At 64.7% G+C, this 25,377-nt stretch carries 18 protein-coding genes and 3 pseudogenes; 3 read left to right on the forward strand and 18 right to left on the reverse strand.

The genetic code is table 11. The features are described from left to right. Positions 1-54: 54 nt before the first annotated feature. Positions 55-987: pseudogene (ssd, locus tag BLU88_RS15970) on the reverse strand (septum site-determining protein Ssd); the annotation flags it as partial. 243 nt (positions 988-1,230) lie between these two features. Beyond that, positions 1,231-3,762, reverse strand: coding sequence for a hypothetical protein (locus tag BLU88_RS15975; RefSeq protein WP_092016125.1), 2,532 nt, complete (start codon positions 3,760-3,762; stop codon positions 1,231-1,233). A 335-nt stretch (positions 3,763-4,097) separates the two neighbouring features. Between BLU88_RS15975 and acs the strand changes: the two are divergent. Both acs and BLU88_RS15985 read left to right on the forward strand, forming a co-directional pair. Next, a pseudogene (acs, locus tag BLU88_RS15980) lies at positions 4,098-6,034 on the forward strand (acetate--CoA ligase). A gap of 192 nt (positions 6,035-6,226) precedes the next feature. Then, positions 6,227-6,634 carry a phage holin family protein gene (locus tag BLU88_RS15985; RefSeq protein WP_092016128.1) on the forward strand — a complete coding sequence of 136 codons (408 nt, stop codon included), beginning with the start codon at positions 6,227-6,229 and terminating at the stop codon, positions 6,632-6,634. A gap of 90 nt (positions 6,635-6,724) precedes the next feature. Here the strand turns inward: BLU88_RS15985 and BLU88_RS18845 are convergent, their stop codons facing one another. The 3 genes and pseudogenes from BLU88_RS18845 to nth all read right to left on the reverse strand — a co-directional run bounded on the left by BLU88_RS18845 (position 6,725) and on the right by nth (position 8,227). After that, positions 6,725-7,039, reverse strand: a complete 315-nt coding sequence (locus BLU88_RS18845) for an NUDIX hydrolase (RefSeq protein ID WP_231939466.1) — start codon at positions 7,037-7,039, stop codon at positions 6,725-6,727. Between the two features lie 76 nt (positions 7,040-7,115). Then, positions 7,116-7,454 (reverse strand): annotated as a pseudogene (locus tag BLU88_RS19170) (NUDIX hydrolase); the annotation flags it as partial. Further along, positions 7,451-8,227: an endonuclease III gene (gene nth / locus BLU88_RS15995; protein ID WP_092016134.1), complete on the reverse strand. Its 777-nt coding sequence runs from the start codon at positions 8,225-8,227 to the stop codon at positions 7,451-7,453. The gene nth and the pseudogene BLU88_RS19170, both read right to left, overlap by 4 nt. Before the next feature lie 233 nt (positions 8,228-8,460). On the opposite strand from nth, the gene BLU88_RS16000 reads away from it, so the two are divergent. Then, complete coding sequence (locus BLU88_RS16000) at positions 8,461-9,138, forward strand: Crp/Fnr family transcriptional regulator (protein WP_039211346.1); 678 nt, start codon at positions 8,461-8,463, stop codon at positions 9,136-9,138. 131 nt (positions 9,139-9,269) lie between these two features. On the opposite strand, the gene BLU88_RS16005 is transcribed toward BLU88_RS16000, so the two are convergent. The 13 genes from BLU88_RS16005 to BLU88_RS16065 all read right to left on the reverse strand — a co-directional run bounded on the left by BLU88_RS16005 (position 9,270) and on the right by BLU88_RS16065 (position 25,306). Next, positions 9,270-10,037: an MBL fold metallo-hydrolase gene (locus tag BLU88_RS16005; RefSeq protein WP_092016137.1), complete on the reverse strand. Its 768-nt coding sequence runs from the start codon at positions 10,035-10,037 to the stop codon at positions 9,270-9,272. Further along, entirely contained in the window at positions 10,034-11,008 is a 975-nt protein-coding gene (locus BLU88_RS16010) for an NUDIX hydrolase (protein WP_092016140.1), read from the reverse strand. Before BLU88_RS16010 ends, BLU88_RS16005 begins: the two co-directional genes overlap by 4 nt. Next, complete coding sequence (locus BLU88_RS16015; protein WP_092016143.1) at positions 10,998-11,471, reverse strand: RidA family protein; 474 nt, start codon at positions 11,469-11,471, stop codon at positions 10,998-11,000. Before BLU88_RS16015 ends, BLU88_RS16010 begins: the two co-directional genes overlap by 11 nt. A 48-nt stretch (positions 11,472-11,519) precedes the next feature. Then, a complete protein-coding gene (locus BLU88_RS18315; RefSeq protein WP_009883339.1) occupies positions 11,520-11,675 on the reverse strand; it encodes a hypothetical protein in 156 nt (51 codons plus the stop codon). 279 nt (positions 11,676-11,954) lie between these two features. Further along, positions 11,955-14,315: a transglycosylase domain-containing protein gene (locus BLU88_RS16025; RefSeq protein WP_092016146.1), complete on the reverse strand. Its 2,361-nt coding sequence runs from the start codon at positions 14,313-14,315 to the stop codon at positions 11,955-11,957. Positions 14,316-14,370: 55 nt separating this feature from the next. Next, positions 14,371-15,318, reverse strand: a complete 948-nt coding sequence (locus BLU88_RS16030; protein WP_092016149.1) for a metallophosphoesterase — start codon at positions 15,316-15,318, stop codon at positions 14,371-14,373. 85 nt (positions 15,319-15,403) lie between these two features. Then, a complete protein-coding gene (locus tag BLU88_RS16035; protein WP_092016152.1) occupies positions 15,404-16,312 on the reverse strand; it encodes a metal ABC transporter permease in 909 nt (302 codons plus the stop codon). Continuing rightward, on the reverse strand, positions 16,309-17,178 hold the full coding sequence (locus tag BLU88_RS16040; protein WP_092016156.1) for a metal ABC transporter ATP-binding protein: 870 nt from the start codon (positions 17,176-17,178) through the stop codon (positions 16,309-16,311). Before BLU88_RS16040 ends, BLU88_RS16035 begins: the two co-directional genes overlap by 4 nt. 2 nt (positions 17,179-17,180) lie before the next feature. Beyond that, complete coding sequence (locus BLU88_RS16045; RefSeq protein ID WP_092016159.1) at positions 17,181-18,251, reverse strand: metal ABC transporter solute-binding protein, Zn/Mn family; 1,071 nt, start codon at positions 18,249-18,251, stop codon at positions 17,181-17,183. A gap of 330 nt (positions 18,252-18,581) precedes the next feature. Further along, positions 18,582-19,634, reverse strand: a complete 1,053-nt coding sequence (locus tag BLU88_RS16050; protein WP_092016163.1) for an aspartate-semialdehyde dehydrogenase — start codon at positions 19,632-19,634, stop codon at positions 18,582-18,584. Beyond that, positions 19,631-20,956 carry an aspartate kinase gene (locus tag BLU88_RS16055; RefSeq protein WP_092016166.1) on the reverse strand — a complete coding sequence of 442 codons (1,326 nt, stop codon included), beginning with the start codon at positions 20,954-20,956 and terminating at the stop codon, positions 19,631-19,633. Before BLU88_RS16055 ends, BLU88_RS16050 begins: the two co-directional genes overlap by 4 nt. A gap of 328 nt (positions 20,957-21,284) precedes the next feature. Continuing rightward, positions 21,285-21,890 carry a recombination mediator RecR gene (gene recR, locus BLU88_RS16060; protein ID WP_025780860.1) on the reverse strand — a complete coding sequence of 202 codons (606 nt, stop codon included), beginning with the start codon at positions 21,888-21,890 and terminating at the stop codon, positions 21,285-21,287. Then, positions 21,887-25,306 (reverse strand): DNA polymerase III subunit gamma and tau, encoded by a 3,420-nt coding sequence (locus BLU88_RS16065; RefSeq protein WP_092016169.1) that lies wholly within the window; start codon positions 25,304-25,306, stop codon positions 21,887-21,889. Before BLU88_RS16065 ends, recR begins: the two co-directional genes overlap by 4 nt. Positions 25,307-25,377: the final 71 nt, after the last annotated feature.

Here is a 25,377-nt window from a genome sequence, read left to right on the forward strand (position 1 = left end):
CAGGCGATCGACGAGGCGGCCGAGGTGCGCGCCTCCCGGGATTCCCTCGCCGCGGTCGACGGCGGCGGACAGGCCCCGATCGTCGCGGATGCTCCCGGCCAGGTTCAGTCCGATGGAGTCGGCGAGGAGGTCGGCGTCGAGTCCGCCGGCCCCGGTTTCACGGACGACGAGGCGCACATCCGGATGGGCCTGGGAGAGCCGCTTGGCCACTTGGGAGGAGGCGACGGCGGACCTGACTCGGGCTGGGGAGACGAGGAGGACATGATGGCAGCGTCTGGTCCATTGCGGTGGGGCGTGGCGGGGCAGATCGACGATGACAAGGTCGAAGGCCTGACCGGCCGCGGCGAGGAAGTCGTCGAAGACGTCCGGGTCGAGGTCGACCGTGTCGTCTCGCCCCCAGGACAGCAGGGCGAGTCCGTCGTGGCGGGGCAGCGCCTCAGCCAGAGTGGAGGGGCGCAGCTGTCCGCGGGAGGCGCTGAGGTCGGTCCACCGGGGCCCGGGCACCGCTTCGGCGCCGAGGACGAGGTCGAGTCCCCCACCGAGCGGATCGGCGTCGACGAGGACGGTGCTGTGATCGGCGCCGGCCCGTCGGGCGAGTGCGCAAGCGAGGACGGAGGCTCCGGCTCCTCCGCAGCCGGCGACGACGCCGACGGTGGTTCCGGGTGCGCTCGGCGGTTCGACAGCGGCGATCATCCGCCCGCTCAGCCATTCCGCTGCAGCGGGCAGCACGGCGAGCTGGTCGACGCCGAGGTGGGCGGCCCGCGCCCAGGTCGAGGAAGGTTCGTCATCGTCGAGGACGACGAGGATCTTGTCCGCCCGGTCCGTGGCGGGAGCTTCGCGGACGTCTTCGCCGAGGAGGATGAGCGACGCGGACTGCCAGCCTCCGGAGTCGGGAGGCAGAACGGTCAGTGAGATGCCGATGCTTTCGGCCACTCGGGCGCATTCTTCGGTGATCGCGCCGAGGTCGGTGATAAGGGCTACCTGCATGCACCGAGCCTGGGCTCGACCGGTCGAATCCGGCCAGACAGGTTCGCTGCCCTGTGGAGGAGACGACCAAGGGGCGCCTCCTGTGAGGTTGAGTCACAGGAAGCGCCCCTTGGTGTGCGCTACGGCCTTCGACCAGGTCAGCCGCGGCGGGTTGCCCGGTCGATCATTCAAAGTGGTGCCGATATGCACCGAGTCGACCGGGAACTGTCCACAGCGTTGACGTGCGAGTGGCCGCAGACCGAATCAGCCGCGCTGGATTCCTTCGATATTGCGCAGGATACCCGTGGTGCTGCCGTCGGAGTCACGGACTTTGAACCAGGATCCGTTATCCTCGAGGCTGAGGTACCAGTCGCCGGGGTAGATCGTAAACACCGGCATTCCGGTGGTCTCGTCCACGGCTTCGCGCGGTTCGGGAACGGCGAACCAGAACGCCTGGATGATGGGGCGTCCACCGCCCTGGTTCTGAGCCTGACCGGTGTCCTGATCATTGCTCTGATCGGCGTTCCGGTTGTCGTTCTGCGCACCATCCGGTCGATTCTGACCGGCATCGGCGGGTACCGGCTGGTTGTCGACAGCCGTCTGTGCCATGGTCTCGTCGTTCGACCTGTCAGCACGCCCGGCTGTGTCCGGACGGTTGGCGTAGTCGGCGACGGGAACGTACTGAGTCGGCTCTTCGCTTTCGGGAGCGGCCGTCCGCTCGGCACGGTCGGCCGGCTCCATGACAGCGGTCGCCTGAGCATCGTCGTCCGCGGTCACGTTGTTATCAGCCGTGGGCTTATCGTCTGCCACGACTTCATTGCCAGCCGGGGTGCTGACGACGGTGGAGCGAACGTTCGCATCGTCGTCCGGACTCTGTTCCGCGGCGTCGTCAGCCGAGGCAGAGGAATCCGATGGCGAGGCGTTCGTGCCTTCAGTGACGTTCGCGCCTTCGGCGGCGTTCGTGTCCGAGGTTTTCGAATTGACCTTAGAGACCAGGTCGCTGCTCTCCGCCGGTGACACGGCCGTCGGGCTTTCGTCGTCCCTCGCCGAGGCAGTCGTGGACCTGTCCGCAGACGCGCCCTCGTTCGCCTCGTCCTGCTGAGGAGCCGACGCGGTGTCGGTCGATTCCGCTCCGGCCTCCGGTTCGGGAGCGGCGTGGCGGCCACGGGGACGGTCGGAGTCCGAATGCGCGGCAGCGACACCGGCAGCACCGGCGCCGATCACTCCGGCGCCTGCAGCAGCGGCCGCAACACCCGAGTGTGACTTGTCGTCTGACTCGGCGGACTGGACGTCGGCCTCAGCAGCCGGGCCGTCGGTCGCAGTCGGCTGGTCGTCGCCCGCACTGGTCTGGCCGGTCGTGTCGTCGCTCGAGCCGATCTGTTCGCCGGCCGCTTCAGCCTGCGGCTGACCAGCTCCGACTCCGAAGGCCTGAGTCGGTTCGCTCTGCGAATGCTGCGGGGCCTCCGAATCGTGTCGGCCCAGATAGGTCTGACCGTCGCCGGTGCTGTGGACTGGTCCGTCAGCGGAGTCCTGGTCCGATGCTCCTGCGGATTCGGGCGAAGCACCTTGGTCCGGTGCGCCTGCAGCGGGGGCCGCGAAGGAGCTGGCCGAACGCTCGGCGTCCTGTTCCTGCGGCGGAGTATAGGGGCTGGGCTGACCCTGCTGGTCGGGCGCGGAGAACTGGTCCTGCTGACCGGGAGCTCCGTACTGACCCGCCTGTGCAGACTGACCCGGTCCGCCGAACTGGTCCTGCTGGTTCTGCTGTCCGGGCGCACCGAACTGTGCCGGCTGGCCGGACTGTATCGGTCCGCCCTGCTGACCGAACTGACCCTGCTGACCGGGTCCTGCCTGCTCCGCACCTGCCGGAGCCGCGCCATAGGGTGCGAATCCGGGTGCGAATCCGGGTGCACCGGTGCCCGGGCCGCCGGCACCGGGCACATTGGCCACCGGCGCCGGATGCTGGGTGTGCTTGGCGACGGGGCGAGCCTTCGGATGAGTTTCGATGTCCTCGCGGCCGGCGAATTCCTTGGCGAAGAACGGAAGCATCGTGAACACTCCGGCGAAGAACGCGATGAGTGCGGCGAAGAACGTCAGGTACGAGCCCACATGCCAGTAGACAGCCGAGGTGAGCAGATCGATGAACACATAGGTGAAAGCGATCGCCGAGAGCACGGAGATGAACTGGTCGAGGCTCAGCGATCCGACCCGCAGTCGGCTGTTGCCGAGCTTGTTGACGAGCACGGCCGCCACGATGAGCAGGATAGTGAGCACTCCGAACACGAGTGCGCCCATGTCCGCGACATTCCAATGCCACAGAGTCGTCGTCTCATGTCCGAAGCCGTAGCTGTAACCACGGTAGGGCACGAACAGAGCGATGAAGGCAAGGAGCCCAGCGAAGAGGAGAAAGAGGTCGCGCAGAGTCAGCGGTCCGAGGATTCCCGGGCCGGTCTTCTGCTTGGGCGCAGGTGTCTGACCGAATTGGCCGGGTGCCGAACCGTAGGGTCCCGGCGCGGATCCGTACTGTCCCGGACCGGAACCGTAGGGGCCGGGTCCCGACCCGTACTGGGCCGGAGCCGAACCATAGGGTCCCTGTGCGGCGGGCTGTCCGGGAGCCGAACCGTAGGGTCCCGGCGCGGAACCATAGGCCGGCCCGGGGGCCGAACCGAACTGACCCGATCCCGAACCGTAGGCCGGCGGCTGACCGCCGGGCTGCTGCGCGTTCTGGCCCGGGTACTGCGGGGGCTGATCCTGCCACGGCTGTGGCCCGGACCCGGTTGGATGCTGCGGCGAACTCATCGCTGACTCCAGTCGATCTCGGGGAAAGGTAGCTGTGTTTCCGCGTCCGCGCGGGACGGATCCCGACAGACTCTGACCCCATCCTTGCAGAACACAGGCCTCCTGTGCACTCATATGCGCATTCTCAGGTACGTCGAATGGCCCTCATTCCCTCGCCGAGGCGGCCCCTCGACCGTCCCAGAACGACCGAAACTATGTGGCTGATACCACACCAAATCGTCGATGGCTACCCCGATTGCCCCGTTCATCGAGTGAAACTGCCCTCCACTGCTCCCGCCCGCCGGTATACAGTGCAACTAGAATTTTCGATCCACCAAAGAAGTCGGAGGGAAAGCATGACCGAAACCGCTGCCGCGCAGACCGAGACGTTTGCCCCACCTGAGCAGTTCGCCGCAGACGCCAACGTCAAGGCCGACGAATACGAGCGCGCCGAAACCGACTATCTGGGTTTCTGGGCCGAACAGTCACGTGAGCTCGTCGACTGGAACGCAGACTTCGGCGAGGTCCTCGACTGGACGAACCCGCCCTTCGCCAAATGGTTCGTCGGCGGCAAGCTGAACATCGCCTATAACTGCCTCGACCGTCATGTCCTCGCCGGCAACGGCGACCGGGTGGCCATCAATTTCGAAGGCGAACCCGGCGACTCCCGCAGCTTCACCTATGCCGAACTCCTCGCCGAGGTGTCGAAGGCCGCGAACACTCTGACCGACCTCGGAGTCAAGGCCGGAGACCGGGTGGCCATCTACCTGCCGATGATTCCCGAGGCGATGATCTCGATGCTCGCCTGCGCCCGCCTCGGCGCCGCGCATTCGGTCGTATTCGGCGGATTCTCCGCCGATGCTCTGCGCTCCCGCATCATCGACGCCGAAGCCCGCGTCGTCATCACCGCCGACGGCAGCTACCGTCGCGCCAAGCCCACGAGCCTCAAACCTGCAGTCGATGAAGCACTTTCGGCGGGTGACACCCCGGTCGAGCACGTCATAGTCGTCAAGCGCACCGGTCAGGACGTCGACTGGGTCGAGGGCCGCGACCAGTGGTGGGAGGACTCGGTCGGCCAGGCCAGCGACAAGCACGAATGCGAATTCTTCGATTCGGAGAACCCCCTGTTCGTCCTTTACACCTCCGGCACCACGGGCAAGCCCAAGGGCATCCTCCACACCTCCGGCGGTTACCTCACTCAGGTGCTGTACTCGATGAAGGCTGTCTTCGACGCCAAGCCCGAGACCGATGTCTTCTGGTGCACCGCAGACGTCGGCTGGGTCACCGGTCATTCGTACGTCACCTACGGTCCGCTCGCGGCAGGAATGACGCAGGTCGTCTACGAAGGCACCCCGGACACCCCGCATCAGGGTCGCTGGTGGGAGATCATCGAGAAGTACAAGGTGACGACCCTCTACGCCGCACCGACGGCGATCCGCACCTGCATGAAATGGGGCGAGGAGATTCCGGCCAAGTACGATCTGTCCAGTCTGCGTCTGCTCGGCAGCGTGGGCGAGCCGATCAACCCCGAGGCCTGGCGCTGGTACCACCGCGTCATCGGCGGCGAACGCTGCCCATCGTCGATACCTGGTGGCAGACGGAGACCGGAGCCCACATGATCGCTCCCCTGCCGGGTGTGCTCTCGACCAAGCCCGGTTCCTCCCAACGCCCCATCCCCGGCATCTCCGTCGACGTCGTCGACGACTCGGGTGAGAATCCGGCCGGTCCCGAAGGCGGTCTGCTCGTCATCCGCCAGCCGTGGCCTGCGATGCTGCGCGGAATCTGGAAAGACCCGGAGCGCTTCAAGGAGACCTACTGGTCACGCTTCGAGGACACGTACTTCGCCGGCGACGGAGCCCGCCGTGACGCCGACGGTGACATCTGGTTCCTCGGCCGCGTCGACGATGTCATGAACGTGTCCGGCCACCGACTGTCCACCGCTGAGATCGAATCTTCGCTGGTCGCCCATTCCAAGGTCGCCGAGGCGGCTGTTGTCGGAGCCGCCGACGACACGTCCGGTCAGGCCGTCGTCGCCTTCGTCATCGTCTCCAACGGTGTCGAGGACTCGCCCGAGACCGCTGAGGAGCTGCGCCAGCATGTGGGCAAGGACATCGGCCCGATCGCGAAGCCGAAGAAGGTCCACATCGTCACGGATCTGCCCAAGACCCGTTCGGGCAAGATCATGCGCCGCCTGCTCAAGGACGTCGCCGAGAACCGCGAGGTCGGCAATACGATGACTCTCGCCGACGCCTCGGTGATGGACCAGATCGAAAAGTCCGTCTCAGGAGCCTGATCCGCACGCTCTGCGTACCGCCTGCGGACGCGAGATCGGTTGACCCGTCGGTGACAGACGACCCTGCCGCATAGCGGCCGTCGTCCGGATCCGACGGGTTTTCCCGGTTCTCCGCCGATTCGCCTTTGGCCGCAGGGCACGTTCAGACTACTCTTAAGCTAGATTGTCCGCGTTCTCGATTTAGGAGTTCTCATGGCCGAACGGTCCATCAGCGAACTGATCAAAGGCATCAGCGACGATTCCAAAGCGATTGCCGAAGAAGAGATTGCCCTCGCCAAGGCCGAGGCCACTGCCGGTGCGAAGAACCTGGGCATCGGTGCCGGACTGGCCATCGTCGCACTCTTCCTGCTCTTCCTGTCCTCGTTCATGGTGATCTTCGCCGGTGCGGCCGCGTTCCATGAGGGCCTGGGTTGGCCCTGGTGGGGCAGTTTCCTCATCATCTTCGGAATCCTCGCCGTCATCGCGATCATCCTCGTCCTCGTCGCCCTCCCGCTGTTCAAGAAGGGCAACCCGGTTCCGGGCACCGCGATCGGTTCGGCCAAATCGCTGGTGGCATCCGTCAAGCGCGCAGTGAAGAACCCCTCGGGTCCCAGGTACTGATACCTCTCCAATCAGAGAACGGCAGAGACGAAGGCGGCGCCGGACATCTTGTCCGGCGCCGCCTTCGTCTCTGCTGCGAACGTCGATGCTTCAGAAATCGATCGCGATGGGAGCCTTCTTGTCCCAGTCTCCGGCCCAGCCGAGATGGTCGAGGGCGAAGTCGAGGATGCCGGCGGTGAAGCCCCAGACCTTGAGGACTCCGACGTCGAAGGCCGGGGTCGAGATCTTGAGATCGGGGCGGGCGAAGGTGCCGCGATTTGCAGGGGCGACTAGATCGGCGATGGCCACACGGTAGACGGAATAGGACTCCCGTTCGTCCATCACCCGCACGGTACCCGGCTGTCGCCAGTAGCCGACGACCGGCGTGACCTCGAACTTCGAGACGGGTATATAGAGCGGGTCCATCTCCCGAGCACCTCGACGGTGTTCGGGAGATTCCTGCTTCTTCCTCTGCTTCGCGCAGTGCGGCCGCGGTCATCGAGTCGTCCTCCGGATCGCGTCCGCCGCCGGGGAAGGCGACCTGTCCGGGATGGTGGCGCAGGGTCGCTGCCCGCTGCAGCAGCACGATGTCGACATCGGCGACTCCGAGTTCGGCCAGTCGCCTCTCTTCTGCTCGCCCCGCCTCGGTGCGTGCTTGTCCCCCACGACCGAAGAGCAGGAGCACGGCGGCACCGCGGGCGGCTTCCTCCGCCGAGTCCTTCTGACGGCGCAACCACAGCGGGGACCCGTGCGAGGTGGCGAGGTCTTCGAGCTGTCCGCGCAGGGCACCATCGGCGATCGTCGCCGATTCGGGTGGAATGTCGGGGATTCGGAAGCTCACTGTCCGTCCTCGGAGGAAGCCTCCTCGGCGGGGGTGGCCAGGGGAGCCATTTCGAAACGGAGCATGGAGCGCGCCTTATCCGGGTCGAGTTCCCCGATGCCGAACGAAGGGCACAGCTCGGTCAGCGGACAGGCTCCGCAGGCGGGTTTGCGGGAATGGCAGATGCGGCGGCCGTGGAAGATCACCCGATGCGAAAGCATGGTGAGGTCCTTCTTCGGGAACAGGGCCGCGATCTCGTGTTCGGCCTTGACCGCGTCGGTCTCCTGGGTCCAGCCGAAGCGGCGGGCCAGCCGTCCCATATGTGTGTCGACGGTCAGGCCGGGGGTGTCGAAGGCGTTGCCGAGGACGACGTTCGCGGTCTTGCGGCCGACCCCGGCGAGCTTGACGAGCTTGTCCAGGTTGTTCGGCACCTCACCGTCGTATTCGTCGACGAGTTCGTTCGCGAGTTTGACGATGTTGCGGGCCTTCGCCCGGTAGAACCCGGTGGAGCGGATGTGCTCCTCGACCTCGATGAGGTTGGCCACGGCCAGGGCGTGAGCGTCGGGGAAGGCGGCGAAGAGACTCGGGGTGACCGAGTTGACGCGGATATCGGTGGTCTGGGCGGACAGGACGGTGGCGATGAGCAGCTGGAACGGCGTCTCGAAGTCAAGCTCGCACTTGGCGTTCGGATAAACCTCGGCGAGGATGCGATGGATCTTCCGTGCCCGGCGGGTCCGCCCCAGCGGGGTCTCCTTCGCGAATTTCCGCGCGCTCTTCTCTGCCACAGTCAACACGACTCACCATCCTAATCCGTGCCCCGTCATTCCGCAGTCATGCCCATCACACCCACGAATCATGCCCGCGGTCTCAGGTTCTGGATTTCTGCTGGAATGGCGGTGAGCGGAAGTCGTGTTGGTTGATGTGAAAGACGTTTTCGCACTGATGGGCCACACTCCCGCGTCTTTGCTGGTATCGATGCAGATGACCAGGTAGATTTGTGTGTGATTATCACGACAAGGAGGAACCAGTGGATATTGAAGTGGTGCGGGGCGCGACGCTCTTCGCAGGTCTGGACGATGAAGCCACCAGTGCATTGATGAAGTTCATGAACCCGCGGAGTCTCCGTCGGGGAACCGTGCTCTTCCATGAGGGCGATGCCGGTGACGAGCTCTACATCGTCTCCTCAGGCAAGCTCAAGATCGGCCGTGAGTCCTCCGACGGCCGCGAGAACTTGCTGTCCGTGGTCGGCCCCGGCGAGATCATCGGTGAGCTCAGCCTCTTCGATCCGGGCCCACGCTCGACTTCCGTCACCGCTGTGTCCCAGTCGGAGCTGCTCAGCCTCAAGCACGACGACCTCACCACCTGGCTCAACGAGCGCCCGCAGGCCGCAATGAACCTGCTCAAGGCTCTTGCCCAGCGTCTGCGCCGCACGAACGAGACCGTCGGCGACCTCGTCTTCTCCGATGTGCCCGGCCGCGTCGCCAAGGCGCTGCTCGACCTGGCCGCCCGCTTCTCGAAGCCAGCTCCCGACGGTGTGCTCGTCGCTCACGACCTCACCCAGGAAGAGCTTGCTCAGCTCGTCGGTGCTTCCCGTGAGACCGTGAACAAGGCGCTGGCCGACTTCGCCGCCCGCGGCTTCATCCGCCTCGAGGCCCGCTCCGTCGTCATCCTCGACATGGACCGGATGCGCAACCGCGCCCGCTGATCCTCCCAGCGACGTCCGGCCGCTGAGGCCGCGTGGACGCCGCGATGAAAGGACGCCCTAGCCGATTCGGCTGGGGCGTCCTTCGTGTTCGTGCAGAACTCGGGAGCGTTGAGCGTGGTCCTCTGCGGGGCTCAGGCGTCGTCGGCGGCGGGCAGGGCGCCGAGAAAGGCCAGCTGGGCCTTGACGATCTGCTCGGCAGCGGGGCGCACACTCGGGTCGACGTCGTGGTAGACGATGTCGCAGACCTCCGAGGCGGTGCTCGCCCCCTGCCCGAGTGCTGCCTTGACCTGCTCGACGCGTTCGAGTCGGTGGGAACGGTAGTAGTCGATCACCTCGGAGGGGGCGTCGATGCGCTCACCGTGAGCCGGCTCGATGATCGCGAACTCACCGGCGTCGAGCAGCTCCTTCAACCGGTCGAGGGAGTTCAGATAGTCGCGCAGGGACCCTTCCGGGTGTGTGACGATCGTTGTCCCCTCCCCCAGGATCGTGTCGCCGCTGTAGAGGGCTCCGGCGTGGATGAGGCTGATGCTGTCGCTCGTGTGTCCGGGAGTGGCGACGACGCTCAGAACATCGGCCGGGGAGCTGCCGAAGGTGATCTCATCGCCGTCTTTCACCGGATCGGCATGGCGGGCGAAACGTTCGAGCACGGCGAACACGGGCACCTCGGGAGCCCACTGCTCGATGCTTCCGAGCATCTCGGAATGGTCCGCGTGCTGGTGGGTGAGAACGATCGCTGTCAGATCACGGTCGGCCACCACGGCGAGGAAGGCCCGCCGGTGGTCGGCCATCTCCGGACCGGGATCGATGACGACCGCGGTAGCGTCGTCCTGGCTGGTGAGCACGTAGGTGTTCGTTCCGGTCAGGGTCATCGGTCCGGGGTTGTTCGCACGGATTCTCATGAGTCGTCGCTCTCCTCGTCTGTCGTTTCGTCATCTGCGTCGCCGCTGAATGTCAGAAAACCGGGGCTCTGGTCGTTGTCGGTCTCGCCGACGGCCACGGCTCGATCACGCAGGCTGCCTTTGCTGTGGGGGTCCTTGCCCGTGTGGATGACGACTTTCCAATCGCCGTCGTCGTCGATGATCTCCGGACGCAGCGGGTGGACGTTGCGGATCTGTGCCATGGCCGCGCCCACGGTCGGGACCTCGGCAAGGCTTTCGACGATGATGCGGGCGGCCGCACTGATGCGGTTGGGATCTCCTCCCACCTCGGCGAGGATCTGGCCAGGGCTTTTCCACCCGGCGGAGGTCTCGTTCGGTGACAGGAAGTCGACGTCCTGGCCGAAGGGCACGGTGGCAATGAAGTAGGTGGTGTCGAACCGGTGCAGCTGGGTGGGAGTGTTGATCCAGCGCAGCCACGGTTTGCACAGGTCGGGGCGCAGGCGCAGGTCGCGGTCACGCAGGACCTGTGACCAGGACACTTCGTTCGAGAACAGCCTCGAGCGGGTGGTGTGCCAGTCCGTCTGCGGTGCGGCCACGATCTCGCGGTCGACATCCTCGGCAAGCAGAATTCCGGTGGCGGCGAAGGTGATGCGGGCGGCCGCGGAGAAGTGGTGGAGAGCGCGGGATTTGTTCTCGATGCTCAGCGCACGCGCGCACCGGGCCGAATTCCATCCGGCCAAAGGCAGCTTCCGCACATCTCCCGGGCGCAGGCTGCTGGTGGGGAATGCCCACCGGTTGCGGTCCTCGACGCCGCGGGCGTCGAGCTGCCGGGTGATGAAGAGCTCCAGCCCGTCTGCGGAGTCTCGGATCAGCACGATCGCCGAGGTGGGGCGCGGGGCTTCGGGGACGGGCCACCGTCCGTCGGACTGCCAGTGGTCGAGCAGCCACCGCAGTTCCGACGAGACGGGAAGAGTGCGTCCGCTAAGCGGCATCGCCCGAGACCTCGACGATGACCTCGACCTCGACGGGCGTGCCCAACGGCAGAGTGTTGACACCGACGGCGCTGCGGGCGTGCTGCCCGCGGTCTCCGAAGATCTCACCGTACAGCTCGGACACGCCGTTGATGACGGCCGGCTGCTGGGTGAAGTCATCAGCGGAGTTGACGAAGCCGGTGACCTTGACGATGCGCACGATATTGTCGAGGTCACCGATCACTCCGGCGATGGCGGCCAGAGCGTTGAGCCCGGCGGTGCGTGCCAGCTGGTAGCCGGTGTCGAGGTCGACATCCGTGCCCAGGTGACCGGTGGCGGGCAGCTTGCCGTCGACGACAGGCAGCTGGCCGGAGGTATAGACGTAGTTCCCGGTGCGCAGCGCGGGGACGTAGGCTCCGGCTGGTGTGGCGATCTCGGGCAGTTCGAGGCCGAGTTCGGTGAGACGCTCAAGGGTCTTCGACATGATCCTTCTTTCGGTGAGTTCGGGTGTCAGCGGTCCAGCCGGTTCAGCTCATTCCTTGGGGCGCTTGAGGTAGGCCACTAGTCCGTTGTTGTCCGGGCCGGGAACGACCTGCACGAGTTCGTATCCGTCTTCGCCCCACTGGTCGAGGATCTGCTTCGTCGCATGGACGATGAGCGGCACGGTGACGTATTCCCACTTGGTCATGATTCTCCTCAGTTATCGGTGCGTCGCCGAGGCGGTCCGGAGGTGATCCGGGGTGCTGGCCATTCCCTGTGAGCGACGACGCTGGTCCGTTCCCCACACTAGCCCAGACCGGGTGGACCGGGCACCTGCGTTCCGAGATGGTCGTGAGACTGTGATCGAGCGATTGCGGGCCGCTGGCAGACGGGACGGCGAAGGCGGGGAGGATCTGGTCCTCCCCGCCTTCGCCGTCGTGATGTCCGGTGGGTTCTCACGGCCGGTCACGGCCGGTATCTCATCGGCTCAGTTGCCGCCGAGGCCGGGCGCCTCACCGCCGCCGTCGCTGCCTCCGTTGTCGCCGTTGTTGTCGCCGCCTCCGTTGTTGCCGGAGTTGCCGCCGCCTCCGTTGCCACCGCCGCCGTTGCCGGAGTTGCCGCCGCCTCCGCCGTTGCCAGAGTTGCCGCCGCCTCCGCCGCCGGTTCCGCTGCCGCCTGTGGACGAACCGCCACCGCCGCCAGAGCCGCCGCCGGAGAAGTACTTGCTGCTGGGCTTCGGGAAGCCGGTATTGCCTTTGGTCTCCTTTACCGCTTGGCTCATGTACGCTTGCCAGGTCTTACCGGAGATCGTCGCACCGTAGATGTGGCCTCTGACGGCGCCGGCGCCGTTCGTGCGCCAGTCGCGAGTACCGCCCGGATCGCCGGTCCAGACCGCGGTCGACAGCGTCTTTGTGAATCCGAGCAGCCACGTGTGACCGACCTCGAAGTTCGTCGTACCAGTCTTGGCACCCGCCGGAACTCCGATCTTCAGCGAGCTTGTCGTGCCACCGTTGAACGTCTGTGACAGTGCGTAAGCGACGCCCTTGGCCACTTCCTTGTCCAGCACGCGCTTGCAACCCTCGCCCGGCAGATCAAGCTTCTTGCCGTTGCGGTCCTTGATCTCTGTGATCGGTTTCGGTCCGCAGAACTCGCCTTCGTTTGCGAACGTCGCATACGCTGCGGCCATGGCGATCGGGGTCGTCTCCGTCGTACCGAGGATCGACGACGGCGACAGTGCCTGGATAAAGCCCTGCTTGTTCTTGTAATCGAGGGGTTCGCCACTGCCGTAGCGAATACCCAAATCCATTGCAGCGTCCAGGATGTCGCACATGTTCATCTGGTTGCCCATGGCTGCGTAGCCCGTGTTGACGGACTTCTTCGTCGCCTCCAGCGCGGTCATCGAGCCCCTGCCTTCACCGTCTGCGGCGTTGTTCGGGTCCCAGTCTCCGGCCATACTCGGGCAACCGTCGTACTTCCACGAGCTGGCCGGGAAGTTACGTTTCGTGGCATTGACAGTGGTGTTGAGGCTCTTGCCTTCCCTCAACCAGGCCGTCAGGACGAAGGGCTTCCACGTTGAACCGACCTGGAAGCCACCGCCGCCGTTGTGCTTCTTGTCAACGGTGTAGTTGATCGAGGTCTTTTTGTTCTTATCCTTCTTCTTGACCTCTCCTGCAGTGTATTCACGGTTCTCGGCCATGGCGATCACCTCACCGGTGCCCGGTTCGATGGTCACCAGCGCATGGCCGGCTCCCGAGGGATCGCCTACGGGAACCCGCTTTTTGATCTCTTTGTCCGCAATCTTCTGGATATCGGGATCGAGGCTGGTCTTGATCGTCAGACCGCCACGTTGGAGGAAGGCCAGCCGTTCATCGGCGGTGTCGCCGAACGTCTCGTCGTTCATGATGACATTCTGGACATAGTTGCAGAAGAACTCGCCCTTGCTCTTGGCTGCCGAACAGCCGTTCGGGGTCTCGTGCAGGTCGAGGTCGAGGTCGGTCTTGACAGCTTTGTCGTATTCCTTCTGCGTGATGTGGTCGTATTTGAGCATCTGTCCGAGCACGGTGTTGCGACGCTTGAGCACCTGATCTGGGAACCGCTGCGGGTTGAATGCCGAAGGGTTCTGAACGATTCCGGCGAGCATCGCCGACTGCTGGATATTGAGGTCCTTGGCGTGGATGCCCCAATATCGGTAGGCGGCCGCTTCGACGCCGTAGACGTTCGGGGAGCCCGAATAGTTGTTGATGTTCATATAGCGGTTGAGGATTTCCTTCTTGTCGTACTTCTTCTCAACCGCGACAGCGAGTTTGGCTTCGCGCAGTTTGCGCGCATAGCCGGCTGTGCCATCGGATTCCTTCGCCGCTGCCACACCTTCGGCGTCTTCCTCGGCGTGCGCGTTCTCAGCGAGCACGTTCTTCACATACTGCTGTGTCAGCGTCGATCCGCCCTGAGTCGTCGAGGACACCATATTGTGTACCGCCGCACGCGCGATGCCCTCGATGTCGACGCCGCCGTGTTCGAAGTACCGGTAGTCCTCGACAGCGATCGTTGCGTTCTGCATATCCTGCGAGATCTTATCCAACGGAACCTCCTGGCGGTTCTGCCAGTAGAATTCCGCAAGCTCGGACCCGTCGGAGGCAAGCATCGTCGACTTCTCGCCCAGGTCCTTGATCTCCAAGGTCGCGGGAAGTGAATCGAAGATCTCGACAGCACTGTTCGCGCTGGCTGTTGCGACGCCGACGCCGGGAATGGCCAGACCGGCAGCGACGATTCCCGCCACCGCACTGACGGCCACGAACTGCATGAACGCGCCCATTTTGGTGGGTGGGGCGTTTGACTCAGGAGACACCATGATAGCCAGTTTAACGAATTCGCCTTGTGCAATTCTTCAGAAATCGCTGAACGGACTAGGCCTTCGCGACGAGTTCCAAGACGCTGACTTCCGGTCGGCAGGCGAAACGCACTGGTGAGTACGGTGAGAAGCCGAGTCCCGCAGAGATGGCGACGAGACTCTTACGGTACGGGAAAACTCCGCGTGCGCGTGTCCGATCGAGGTCGCAGTTTGTCACCGGCGCACCCCAGAAAGGCACACGGATCTGTCCGCCGTGCGTGTGTCCGGCCAAGATGAGATCCGCCCCCGCCGAGGCAAACGCCTCCAAGGTCCGCGAATACGGGGCATGCGTGACGCCGACCTTGAGCCCGGCCTCGGGTTCGAACCGCGGATGTTCGAGGACGCCTTCGCCTGGTCCTCCCCCGCTCCATCGGATCCGGTCTCGGTCGATATGGGCGTCGCCGAGCCCGGTGAAGTGGATCCGGGTGCCTTTGATCGTCAGGGCCGCCTCGGTGTTGTCGAGGAAATGCCATCCCTGAACACCAGCGGCGGAGCCCGAATCGGACGTCGGCTCTTCGAACCCGCGCACGAGGGCCTTGACGTCGAGGTCGGGGTTCACTCGATGTTTGACCTGGGACGGTGAGCGCAGATACTTCGCAGGGTTCTTCGCCTGCGGGGAGAAGAAGTCATTCGACCCGAGGACGAAGACACCGGGAGTGTCGAGCAGTCCCGAGAAGACGTCGAGGACTTCGGGCACGATATCGGCGGAGAGGTTGTCGCCGGTGTTGACCACAAGATCGGGCTCCAGACGAGTGAGCGCTTTGACCCAGGCGGCACGGTGTTGCTGCCAGGGCGCCAGATGGAGGTCGGCGACGTGGAGAACTCGGATGTTCTTCGCGCCTGCCGGCAGGATCGGCAGGGTGTGACGGCGGATGGCGAAGAGATGCGGTTCGATGACCGCACCCCAGATTCCGGCGGCCGCGGGGACGACGAGAGCACCGGCGAGGAGAGCGCGCTTCTTCATTCCCCCAACTCTATCCGCTCCCATTGCTACCTGACGGCGGCTCAGATACCTCGCGCGAGGTATCTGAGCCGCCGTCAGGTAGCAATTAGGGGGTGGGGATGGGGGTGTTGTGCTCTTCTGCCGCACGGTGGGCGCGGCGACGGTGCAGGGATTTCATGCGGCGACCGCCGACGAGCCGGCAGATGACGTAGATGAGGAACGAGATCGTCGTGACGAATGGGCTGATCGGCACCACCGGCGAGCCGAGCGCGATGAGGATGCCGCCGACCGAGGCAGTGACGGCGAAGATCATGCTGAGCACCGGCACCCACACCGGGGAGGCCGAGAGCTGAGTCGCCGCGGCTGCCGGAGTGATGAGCAGCGCGAGCACGAGGAGGACCCCGACGACCTGCACGCTCAGCGCCACGGCGAGTCCGAGAGTGAGCATGAAGATGATGGTGAGCACACTGACCGGCACGCCCTTGGCCCGAGCCACTTCGGGGTCGAGGCTTGCGAACATGAGCGGACGCCACACGATCGCCAGGACCACGAGCACGGCGAGGGCGCAGATGATGAGGGTGAGGATCTGGCCGGGGGTGATAGCGACGATCTGGCCGGTGAGCAGCCCGAATTTGCTTGCCGCTCGCCCGTCGTAGAGGGCCAGGAAGAGGATCGCCAGGCCCAGACCGAAGGGCATGAGGACGCCGATGATCGCGTTCTTCTCCGAATCTTTGGCCCCACCGACGCCGATGATGAGTGCAGCGACGACAGATCCGACGATCGACCCGGTCACGACGTCGAAGCCGATGAGCAGGGCGAAGGCGGCACCGGCGAAGGAGAGTTCGGAGACTCCGTGGACGGCGAAGGGAATGTCGCGGGCCATGACGAAGACGCTGATGAGACCCCCGACGACACCCAAGAGTGCCGCGGCGATGAGCGAATTGGCCAACAGCGCGACCAGCTCGCCGTAGTCCTCAAAGGTGAAGAGGTTGGCAAAGATCTCAGGAATGCTCATCGGTTCACCACCGTCCCGTCGAGGTCGAAGGAATCATCGGGCAGGTCGTGGTGATCGACGCACTCCTCCTCACCGCCGACGACGACAAGGCGTCCGCCGACACGGACGACTTCGACCTGAGAGCCGTAGAGGCGGGACAGCGATTCGGTGGTCATCACCTCGGCGGGGGTGCCGATGAGGAAGTGCCCGCCGACGATGTAGAGGACCCGGTCGACATACGGCAGGATCGGGTTGATCTCGTGAGTGACGAAGACGACGGCGGCATCGCGTTTGACCCGCTGCTCATGCAGCAGCGCAGCCACCACCTGCTGGTGGTGCAGGTCGAGCGACAGCAACGGTTCATCGCAGAGCAGCACCGTGGGATCGTTGGCCAGGGACTGCGCCACACGCAGCCGCTGCAACTCACCGCCGGAGACCGTGCCGGCAGGAGCATCGGCATAGTCGGTGGCGCCGACGGAGGCCAAAAGGTCCTCGACTTTCCTCTTCCGACCCCGGGACAGCAGGCCCATCCCCCACCTGTGCCCGTCGATGCCCATACGCACCAGATCGCGGCCGCGCATCGGAGTGTGCGGGTCGATTCCGCGCTGCTGCGGAATATAGCCGATGGCAGGGTTGCCCTTGTGGATTTGTCGACCGCCGACCTCAGCGGTGCCGGCTGACAGCGAGTTCTGTCCCAGCAGCACCTTGAGCAGCGAGGTCTTGCCGGTGCCGTTGGGACCGAGCACGGCGAGGAACTCCCCCGGCGCGACATCGAGGTCGAGATCGTGCCAGAGCACGCGCGGACCGAACCGCAGTTCGGCATCGCGCAGTCGAACCACCGGCTCCCGTGATGTTGCCGGTGCGGAAGCGTCGGATTCCTTCGCCATAGTCAGTGCTTGTGCCCTTCGAGTGCGGTTGAGATATCGGTGATGTAGCCACCCATCCAGTCGGCGTAGTGCGTTCCCGAAGGCATGGTCTCGGCAAGATCGACGACCGGGACGTCGGAGTCCTCCGCGGTGGACTTCAAGGCCTCTGCCTGCGGACCTGCCGCTTGAGTATTGTATCCAAGCAGCACGGCGTCGCCATCGGAGATCTGCTTCTCCGCGGCCTTGAGCACCAGCGGCGGCACATCATTGCCCTCTTCGACGGCGGCGAGGAACTCCATCGACGTGACGTTCTCCAACCCCATATCGTCGAACAGCCACAGCGGAATCGGTTCGGTCGCGGCGACATTCTCACCGCCGTGCTCCTTCTTCACCGCATCGATGTCATCCTGCAGCTCAGACAGCTGCGCCTTGTACTCCTTCGCGTTCGCCTCGAACTCACCCTGATGTTCAGGCAGGGCCTCGCCGAGGTGGGTCGCAGCCTCGTCGACGAGTTTCGTCATCGTCGGGACCGAGTACCACAGATGTTCGTTGAATGATCCGTGATCGTGGCCTTCGTGGCCCTCTTCCTCGTTGACTTCATCAGCGTGCTCGTGGTCATGGGCTTCCTCGTCCTCGTGGCTGTGCCCGCCCCCGTGAGCTTCCTCTTCGTCATGACCGTCACCGTGATCGTGATCGTGCGGTTCGTTGCCGAGACCTTCCGAGCCGGGCAGTCCGGAGATCGAGACGGTGTCGATGATGTCGACTTCAGCGCCGGAGGCGTCGAGCATACCGGTCATGAATGCGTCGTAGCCGCCGCCGTTCTGAACCACGAGGTCAGCCTTTGACAACTTGAGGCGGTCCTGAGTGGTCGCTTCGTAGGAGTGCGGGTCCTGGTTCGGATCATCGATGATCGGGCTGACATCGGCGAAGTCGCCGGCGACCTGGGAGACGATATCGGCGTAGACGTTGGTCGAGGTCACGACGCGTAGTGCCCCCGTATCGGCTTCGGAGGCTTGTCCACCGCAGCCGCTGAGAACCAATGTCGCCGAGGAGGCGATGGCAGCGGTGGTGAGAAGAATGCGCGACGAGGTCATGTGGAGCCTTTCTAAGGCATCGAGGTTCAAGCAACATCGTCGACGATACTCAGATCAGAGGTTCGCCACTAATATAAATATTTATATATAGCAACGCTTTTATATGTCGCTGTCGGTGCGTCTTCCCTCGCTTCGACCGGACCCGAAACTGCAAATCTCTCGATCAACGCGAACTTTGAAAAGAACGTCGCTGGCGACGACTTTTTCAATTTTCGCGTTGACTGAGCACCCCAAATACATCGAGGGACGCAGAACCGCCCGGGAGTCTCCTCCCGGGCGGTTGCGATCTTCAGTCAGCCGCTGATTGCGATTACTCAGCGGCAGAACGTCTCAGGCGGCTTTCGCTTCGAGCTTGGCAGCCAGCAGGGCGGCGATCTGCACGGTATTGAGTGCCGCACCCTTGCGCAGGTTGTCGTTGGAGACGAAGAGGACGAGTCCCTTGCCCTCCGGTGCCGACTGGTCGGCGCGGATGCGTCCGACGAAGCTGGCGTTCTGACCCGCGGCCTTGAGCGGGGTCGGAACCTCGTCGAGGGAGACTCCGGGAGCCTGCGACAGGATCTCGGTGGCCTGCTCGGGGCTGATCGCGGAGTCGAATTCGGCGTGGATGCTCAGGCTGTGTCCAGTGAAGACGGGAACACGCACGCAGGTACCGGCGACCAGGAGGTCAGGCAGGCCGAGGATCTTCCGGCTCTCATTGCGCAGCTTCTTCTCTTCATCGGTTTCGTTCTGCCCATCGTCGACGACCGATCCGGCCATCGGCAGCACGTTGAACGCGATCGGTTCGACGTAGTTGTTCGGCTCCGGCAGGTTCACCGCGTTTCCGTCGGTGGTGAGCTTGCGGGCGTCGGGCAGACCGGCTTCGAGCTGACCGGCGAGTTCCTCGACTCCGGACAGCCCCGAACCGGACACGGCCTGGTAGGTGGCCACGATGAGGCGGCTGAGACCGGCCTTGTCATGGAGTGCCTTGAGCACGGGCATGGCGGCCATGGTCGTGCAGTTCGGGTTCGCGATGATGCCCTTGGGCGGCTCGTCAAGGGCATCGGGGTTGACCTCGCTGACGACGAGCGGAACCTCCGGGTCCGAACGCCACGCCGAGGAGTTGTCGACGACGAGGGCGCCGGCGGCCGCGAAACGCTCGGCCTGTGCCTTCGACGTTGCTCCACCGGCGGAGAACAGAGCGATATCGAGTCCGCTCGGGTCCGCCTCGGCGGCGTCTTCGACGGTGATGGACTGGCCCTTGAAGTCGACCGTCTTCCCTGCCGAACGGGCCGAGGCAAAGAGCCTCAGCGAACCGATCTCGAATCCGGGATCATCGGCCAAGAGGTCGAGCATGACTCCGCCGACCTGACCGGTCGCACCGACTACTCCGATATTGACGCTCATCGTCCGGTACCTCCGTACACCACTGCTTCGTTGTCTTCGCTGTCGAGTCCGTACGCGGCATGGGCGGCACGGACCGCGTCGTCGAGCAGGTCTGCTCGGGTGACGACGCTGATTCGGATCTCCGAGGTGGAGATCATGTCGATGTTGACCTGGGCTTCGCTGAGCGATTCGAACAGGGTCGCGGTCACTCCTGGGTGGGAGCGCATTCCGGCGCCGACGACGGAGAGCTTGCCGATCTGGTCGTCGTAGCGGACCTGGTCGAAGCCGATCGAGGCCTTGACCGCATCGAGTGCCTCGAGCGCCTTGGCTCCGTCGTCCATAGGCAGAGTGAAGGAGATGTCCGTCTTCCCCGGCTCACGGGTCGAGATGTTCTGGACGATCATGTCGATGTTGGCTTCCTGCTTCGCCAGAGTCTTGAAGATCTCGGCGGCTTTGCCGGGGACATCGGGAACACCGACGATCGTGACCTTGGCTTCCGAGCGGTCGTGAGCGACGCCGGAGATGATTGCCTGTTCCATGGTGGGCTCCGTTTCTGGTTCCGCTGCCGGGGTCGATGATCCCCGGCCCTGGCGGAAGGCTTCGGGGATGGGTGAATCGGTCACCCAGGTTCCTTGGTTGCGAGAGAATGAGGACCGCACGTGCACCGGCACGTTGTAACGGCGGGCGTATTCGACGCAGCGAAGCATGAGGACCTTGGCACCCGAGGCGGCCATCTCCATCATCTCTTCGTAGCCGATCTCATCGATCTTGCGTGCGGTGGGCACGATGCGCGGATCGGCGGTGAAGACGCCGTCGACGTCGGTGTAGATCTCGCACACATCGGCATCGAGCGACGCGGCCAATGCCACTGCCGTGGTGTCGGAACCGCCGCGACCGAGAGTGGTGATGTTCTTCGCTGTCTGGCTGACTCCCTGGAATCCGGCGACGATGGCGACGTATCCCTCGTCGAGGGAGGAGCGGATCCGGCCGGGGGTGACGTCGATGATACGGGCCTTGCCGAACTGCTCATCGGTGATGACGCCGGCCTGGGAACCGGTGAATGATTGGGCTTCGAAGCCGAGGTTGGCGATCGCCATGGCCAGGACCGCCATCGAGATGCGCTCACCGGCGGTCAGCAGCATGTCGAGTTCGCGGGCGGGTGGCATGGGGGAAACCTGTTGGGCCAAGTCGATGAGATCATCGGTACTGTCACCCATGGCCGACACCACGACAACTACTTCGTGGCCGGCTTGACGGTACTCGACAATTCGTTTGGCCACTCGCTTGACCGATTCCGCATCGGCTACCGAGGACCCACCGAACTTCTGGACGACTATGCTCACTGCAGTATCTTCCTTATCGCTGATAAGTTCCGTGCCAGGCGATCGATTCCATGGTTCCAAACATGGAGGTCTCGTGCTGCATCGATCAGGATTTCAGCCGTGTCGGGCTCCCGGCACCTGAACCATTGTATGAGGTAGGTCATTTCGGTTCACCTTCGGCCGCCATTCAGACACCGCCTGACCGGGCCGAATGTCACCTGTCCGCACCCCGCTCGATCAGCGCGCACATGGGCGAGTCCGGGGTCGACCACAAGCCGTTCAGCCTCTGCTCAGAAATCGTTATACTCCGGGACCGCGAACCCCGGTTCGCATCCCCTCGCCGAGGCGGTCAGTCGATTTCGCGGCGACCGGAGAATGCTCGTCCGAGGGTGACCTCGTCGGCGTATTCGAGGTCACCACCGACGGGCAGCCCCGAGGCCAGGCGCGTGACGGTCACACCGAGTGATCCGAGCAGCCGGACGAGGTAAGTGGCGGTGGCTTCGCCTTCGAGGTTCGGGTCGGTGGCGATGACGGTCTCCTTGACCTCACCGTCCTGCAGGCGGGTCATGAGCTCCTTGATCCGCAGATTGTCTGGCCCGACCCCTGCCATCGGGTCGATGGCTCCACCGAGGACGTGGTAGAGACCCCGGTATTCCCTGGTCCGTTCGATTGCGACGACGTCCTTGGGCTCTTCGACCACGCAGATCATCGACCGATCGCGGCGCGGATCCTGGCACACCGTGCATTCGGCTTCTTCGGAGACGTTTCCGCAGATCTCGCAGAACCGCACCCGCTTCTTCACGTCTGTGAGCGCCTGTGCCAGCGCATTGACGTCCTGCGAGTCCGTCTGCAGGATGTGGAACGCCAGACGCTGGGCCGATTTCGGCCCGATGCCCGGAAGCTTGCCGAACTCTTCGACCAAGTCCTGGAGGGCACCTTCGTATACAGCGCTCATACTTCTCTTTCGTCAATGATTTCGCCGCCGAGGACCCGAGCGATCACGTCGACGCCCATCTGCGGCGCTTCGGAGACGTCGAGGTCCGTTTCCGGATCATACTCGTCCTCGTCCGATCCCGACCGCTGCGGGTAGGGGGTCGATTCCGGCGCCGAGGCGGCTCCAGGTGCCGGCCCGCCCGCCGGGTTGCCCTGTGGTGCAGATCCAAATCCGGATCCGGCCGGCGGAGTGGTGGTGACACCGTGCTTCTCGGCGAGTGCGGCGAAGCGCGATTTGAACGGTTTCTCTCCCCCGCTGGTCGATGCCGGTGGCGGAGACTGCACGGCCGGTGGCTGCTGCTCGAAGGCGCCTCCCCCGAAGTCGCCGGAGTTGTCGGCGAGATCGGGGTAGTCGAGATCGTCATCGGGCGGTGGTACGACGACGGCTCCGACGTCGACGGCGCCGCTGCCTGCGCTCGTCTCGTCCACGTCAGCCGAGGCGGTGCCAGTCGATTCGTGGTCAGCCGGCGAGGTGTCGATCGGTGAGGGACCGTCGTTCCAGTTCGGTTCTTCCCACCTCGGTTCGACGTACTCCATTGGCGAATCGTCGGCGACGCCGGACGAACCCACTGTTGCAGATCCTTGCTGAGGGGAAGGATCAGGATGGCCGAAGTCGTCGGCCGCTGAAGTGCCTGCCGAATTGGTACCAGCGTCGGTTGGTTCAGTTCCGACGTCGGCCGGTGGACCGAAGAAGTCGTCGTCAGAGAGGTCGGGCACAACGGTGTCCGGGGCGACTGTTTCGGAAGAATCGTGGTCAGGAACGCTCGGTTCATCAGCGTTCCACGTTTGAGCTTCGAGTGCCGACTCTTCTCCCGGACCCGCGCCATCGTATTGTGGGTTCGCGCTCGCGTCGTGGCTATCGGACTGCGCAGTATCCGCAGATCCCTCATCGGCTTGCTCGGCCTCACCAGAGTGGTTGCTGTGTGTCGTGTGTTCAGTCGTCGGACCCGGCTGTTCTCCCTCCTCGTCGTCGGAGGACCAGGGTCCCTGGGGCGGGCCGCTGGGTTCCCAGAACTTCTCGTGATCGACCTGCGGCTTGTCGACCTCGCGGGTGCCGACGACTGCGGCGACTTCCTGCGGGCTCGGGCGGCGCTGGCTGGGTGCCGGTCCGTGGTTGCTTCCGGAGTCGTTCATCGGCGGAGCCGAGGAGACTTTGCCCTGGCTGCCGCCTCCGGCAGTTCCTCCACCGATCCGACCGACATCGCCGATGTCGATACGGGCCTGGATGCCGAGGACGTCGTTGATCGCCGCAGCGAGTTTGGCTGCGTGGTCGCGCTGCTGGAATCCCTGCACGGATCCGGCGTTGTTGAAGCCGAGGTAGACGACTCCGTCGGAGAACGACTGCGGGATCGCATTGGCCGCGATGATTGCACGAGTCAGACGGCTGCGCTTCTCCACCGAGGCGAGGATGCTCGGCCAGGCACGACGGATGGCTTCGATCTCACCGCCGATATCACCGGATCCTGCGACCGAGGTGGCTTCCGGTGCCGCAGCCTGCTCTGACCGCGAGGCTTCCCCCGGTCCCGTCGGCGCCCCAGACGTCGGCGATGGCGCAGACTGGTCCAGAGACTGCTCGCCGGCTTGGCGCTGAGGCTGGTTCCCCGGCGCGGAGCCGGAGGAAGGGGCACCGGCAGGACCCGGCCGCTGCTGATTGCTTCGCTCAGGCTGCGGCTCGGTATCCGGCGCACGCCCCACCTGGGGCGAGGGCTCGGAAGACGGCTGCTGATTCTGCGCTGGCTGGCGCTCGGCTGCGGCCGGAGTGTCTTCGACAGACTGCTGCTGCGTGGGTTCCGCCGGTGCCGACTGAGGTTCAGGCTCGCGCCGCGACGGCTGTTCCTGTTGCGCCCGTTGTCCCGACTGCCCCTGCCGCTCTTGCTGAGCTGGCTGATCCGGCTGTCCCTGCTGCTCTGGCTGCGCCGGAGGTTCGTTGAGCATCGACTCGGCGGCCGCGGCCATGGCCGCGATGTCGTCGAAGTCGTCATGAGCGGCGCTCTGGGGCTGTCCGGCGGACGCGTTCGCAGCCGGTGCCCCGGCTCCATGACCTGCCCCACCAGCAGTCTGTCCACCGGTAGACGGCCGACCGGTCGCCTGTCCCTGATCGCCGGCAGGTGCCTGCACCTGACCTGTTCCACCGACCGGAGCGCCTTGTCCCTGAACAGCTCCCTGATCCGGAGCGGCCTGTACCGGAGGCACGTTCGCGGCCACACCTGTGGCCGACATTCCGATGCGACGTTCCATCCGCTCGACGCGGCTGAGCACGGCGTCCCGGCTGCGACCGGAACCAGGCAGCAGAATTCGGGCACAGATGAGTTCGAGCTGCAGCCTCGGCGAGGTCGCCCCCGACATCTCCGTCAGGCCCACGTTGAGCAGGTCCGCGGCACGGGAGAGCTCACCCTGTCCGAAGCCGTTGGCCTGCAGAGTCAGCCTCTCCAGACGATCCGGCGGAACTTCGGGCAGGAAGGCATGGGCCGCCTCGGGGGCGGCATTGATGACGATGAGATCGCGGAAGCGCTCCAGCAGATCTTCGACGAAGCGCCGCGGATCCTGACCGGATTCGATGACCCGCTCCACCGCGCGGTACACCCCTGCCCCATCACCAGCGGAGAACGCATCGACGATGTCGGACACCAGCGAATCCGGAGTGTATCCGAGCAGCGCGATGGCCCGACCGTAGTCGACCCCGTCGGGTCCTGAACCGGCGATGAGCTGGTCGAGGACGGACAGCGTGTCACGCACCGATCCCCCGCCGGCTCGAACGACCAACGGCAGCACGCCCTTGGCCACCTGCACACCCTCACGCGTGCACAGCTCGTCGAGATAGTTGCCCAAAGCCTCCGGCGGCACCAGGCGGAACGGATAGTGGTGGGTCCTGGACCGTATCGTGCCGATGACCTTCTCGGGCTCGGTCGTGGCGAAGACGAATTTGATGTGCGGCGGCGGCTCTTCGACGATCTTGAGCAGAGCGTTGAAGCCCTGCGAGGTGACCATGTGCGCCTCATCGAGGATGAACACCTTGTACCGGTCGCGCGCGGGCGCATAGACGGCGCGCTCACGCAGGTCACGAGCGTCATCGACGCCGTTGTGGCTGGCCGCGTCGATCTCAACGACATCGAGCGAACCGGGTCCGCCGTTGGCCAGATCCCGACAGCTCGGGCATTCCCCGCACGGCACCGGAGTCGGCCCCTGCTCACAATTGAGGCACCGGGCCAGGATCCGCGCCGAGGTGGTCTTTCCACACCCGCGCGGGCCCGAGAACAGGTAGGCATGGTTGATGCGGCCACGTTCGATGGCGGCCTTCAGCGGATCGGTCACATGCTCTTGACCGATGACCTCGTCGAAGGTCTCTGGGCGGTATCTTCTGTACAGTGCGGTGGACACGTCCCCTAGCCTAATGCCAAGAACTGACACGAGACACGGCCCCCGGACTCCCGCCGTTGTCGCTGACTTCC

This window comes from Brevibacterium siliguriense (assembly GCF_900105315.1).
GTDB lineage: Bacteria > Actinomycetota > Actinomycetes > Actinomycetales > Brevibacteriaceae > Brevibacterium > Brevibacterium siliguriense.

Excerpts from the sequence above, each read along its gene's own strand:
- BLU88_RS16040 (WP_092016156.1), bottom strand. The coding sequence starts at position 17,178 with ATGGCGAAGGAATCCGACGCTTCCGCACCGGCAACATCACGGGAGCCG.
- BLU88_RS16030 (WP_092016149.1), bottom strand. The coding sequence starts at position 15,318 with ATGAAGAAGCGCGCTCTCCTCGCCGGTGCTCTCGTCGTCCCCGCGGCC.
- BLU88_RS16015 (WP_092016143.1), bottom strand. The coding sequence starts at position 11,471 with ATGTCGAAGACCCTTGAGCGTCTCACCGAACTCGGCCTCGAACTGCCC.
- BLU88_RS16005 (WP_092016137.1), bottom strand. The coding sequence starts at position 10,037 with ATGAGAATCCGTGCGAACAACCCCGGACCGATGACCCTGACCGGAACG.
- BLU88_RS16045 (WP_092016159.1), bottom strand. The coding sequence starts at position 18,251 with ATGACCTCGTCGCGCATTCTTCTCACCACCGCTGCCATCGCCTCCTCG.
- BLU88_RS18315 (WP_009883339.1), bottom strand. The coding sequence starts at position 11,675 with ATGACCAAGTGGGAATACGTCACCGTGCCGCTCATCGTCCATGCGACG.
- BLU88_RS15975 (WP_092016125.1), bottom strand. The coding sequence starts at position 3,762 with ATGAGTTCGCCGCAGCATCCAACCGGGTCCGGGCCACAGCCGTGGCAG.
- BLU88_RS15985 (WP_092016128.1), top strand. The coding sequence starts at position 6,227 with ATGGCCGAACGGTCCATCAGCGAACTGATCAAAGGCATCAGCGACGAT.
- BLU88_RS16035 (WP_092016152.1), bottom strand. The coding sequence starts at position 16,312 with ATGAGCATTCCTGAGATCTTTGCCAACCTCTTCACCTTTGAGGACTAC.
- BLU88_RS18845 (WP_231939466.1), bottom strand. The coding sequence starts at position 7,039 with ATGGACCCGCTCTATATACCCGTCTCGAAGTTCGAGGTCACGCCGGTC.
- BLU88_RS16025 (WP_092016146.1), bottom strand. The coding sequence starts at position 14,315 with ATGGTGTCTCCTGAGTCAAACGCCCCACCCACCAAAATGGGCGCGTTC.
- BLU88_RS16010 (WP_092016140.1), bottom strand. The coding sequence starts at position 11,008 with ATGCCGCTTAGCGGACGCACTCTTCCCGTCTCGTCGGAACTGCGGTGG.
- BLU88_RS16050 (WP_092016163.1), bottom strand. The coding sequence starts at position 19,634 with ATGAGCGTCAATATCGGAGTAGTCGGTGCGACCGGTCAGGTCGGCGGA.
- recR (WP_025780860.1), bottom strand. The coding sequence starts at position 21,890 with ATGAGCGCTGTATACGAAGGTGCCCTCCAGGACTTGGTCGAAGAGTTC.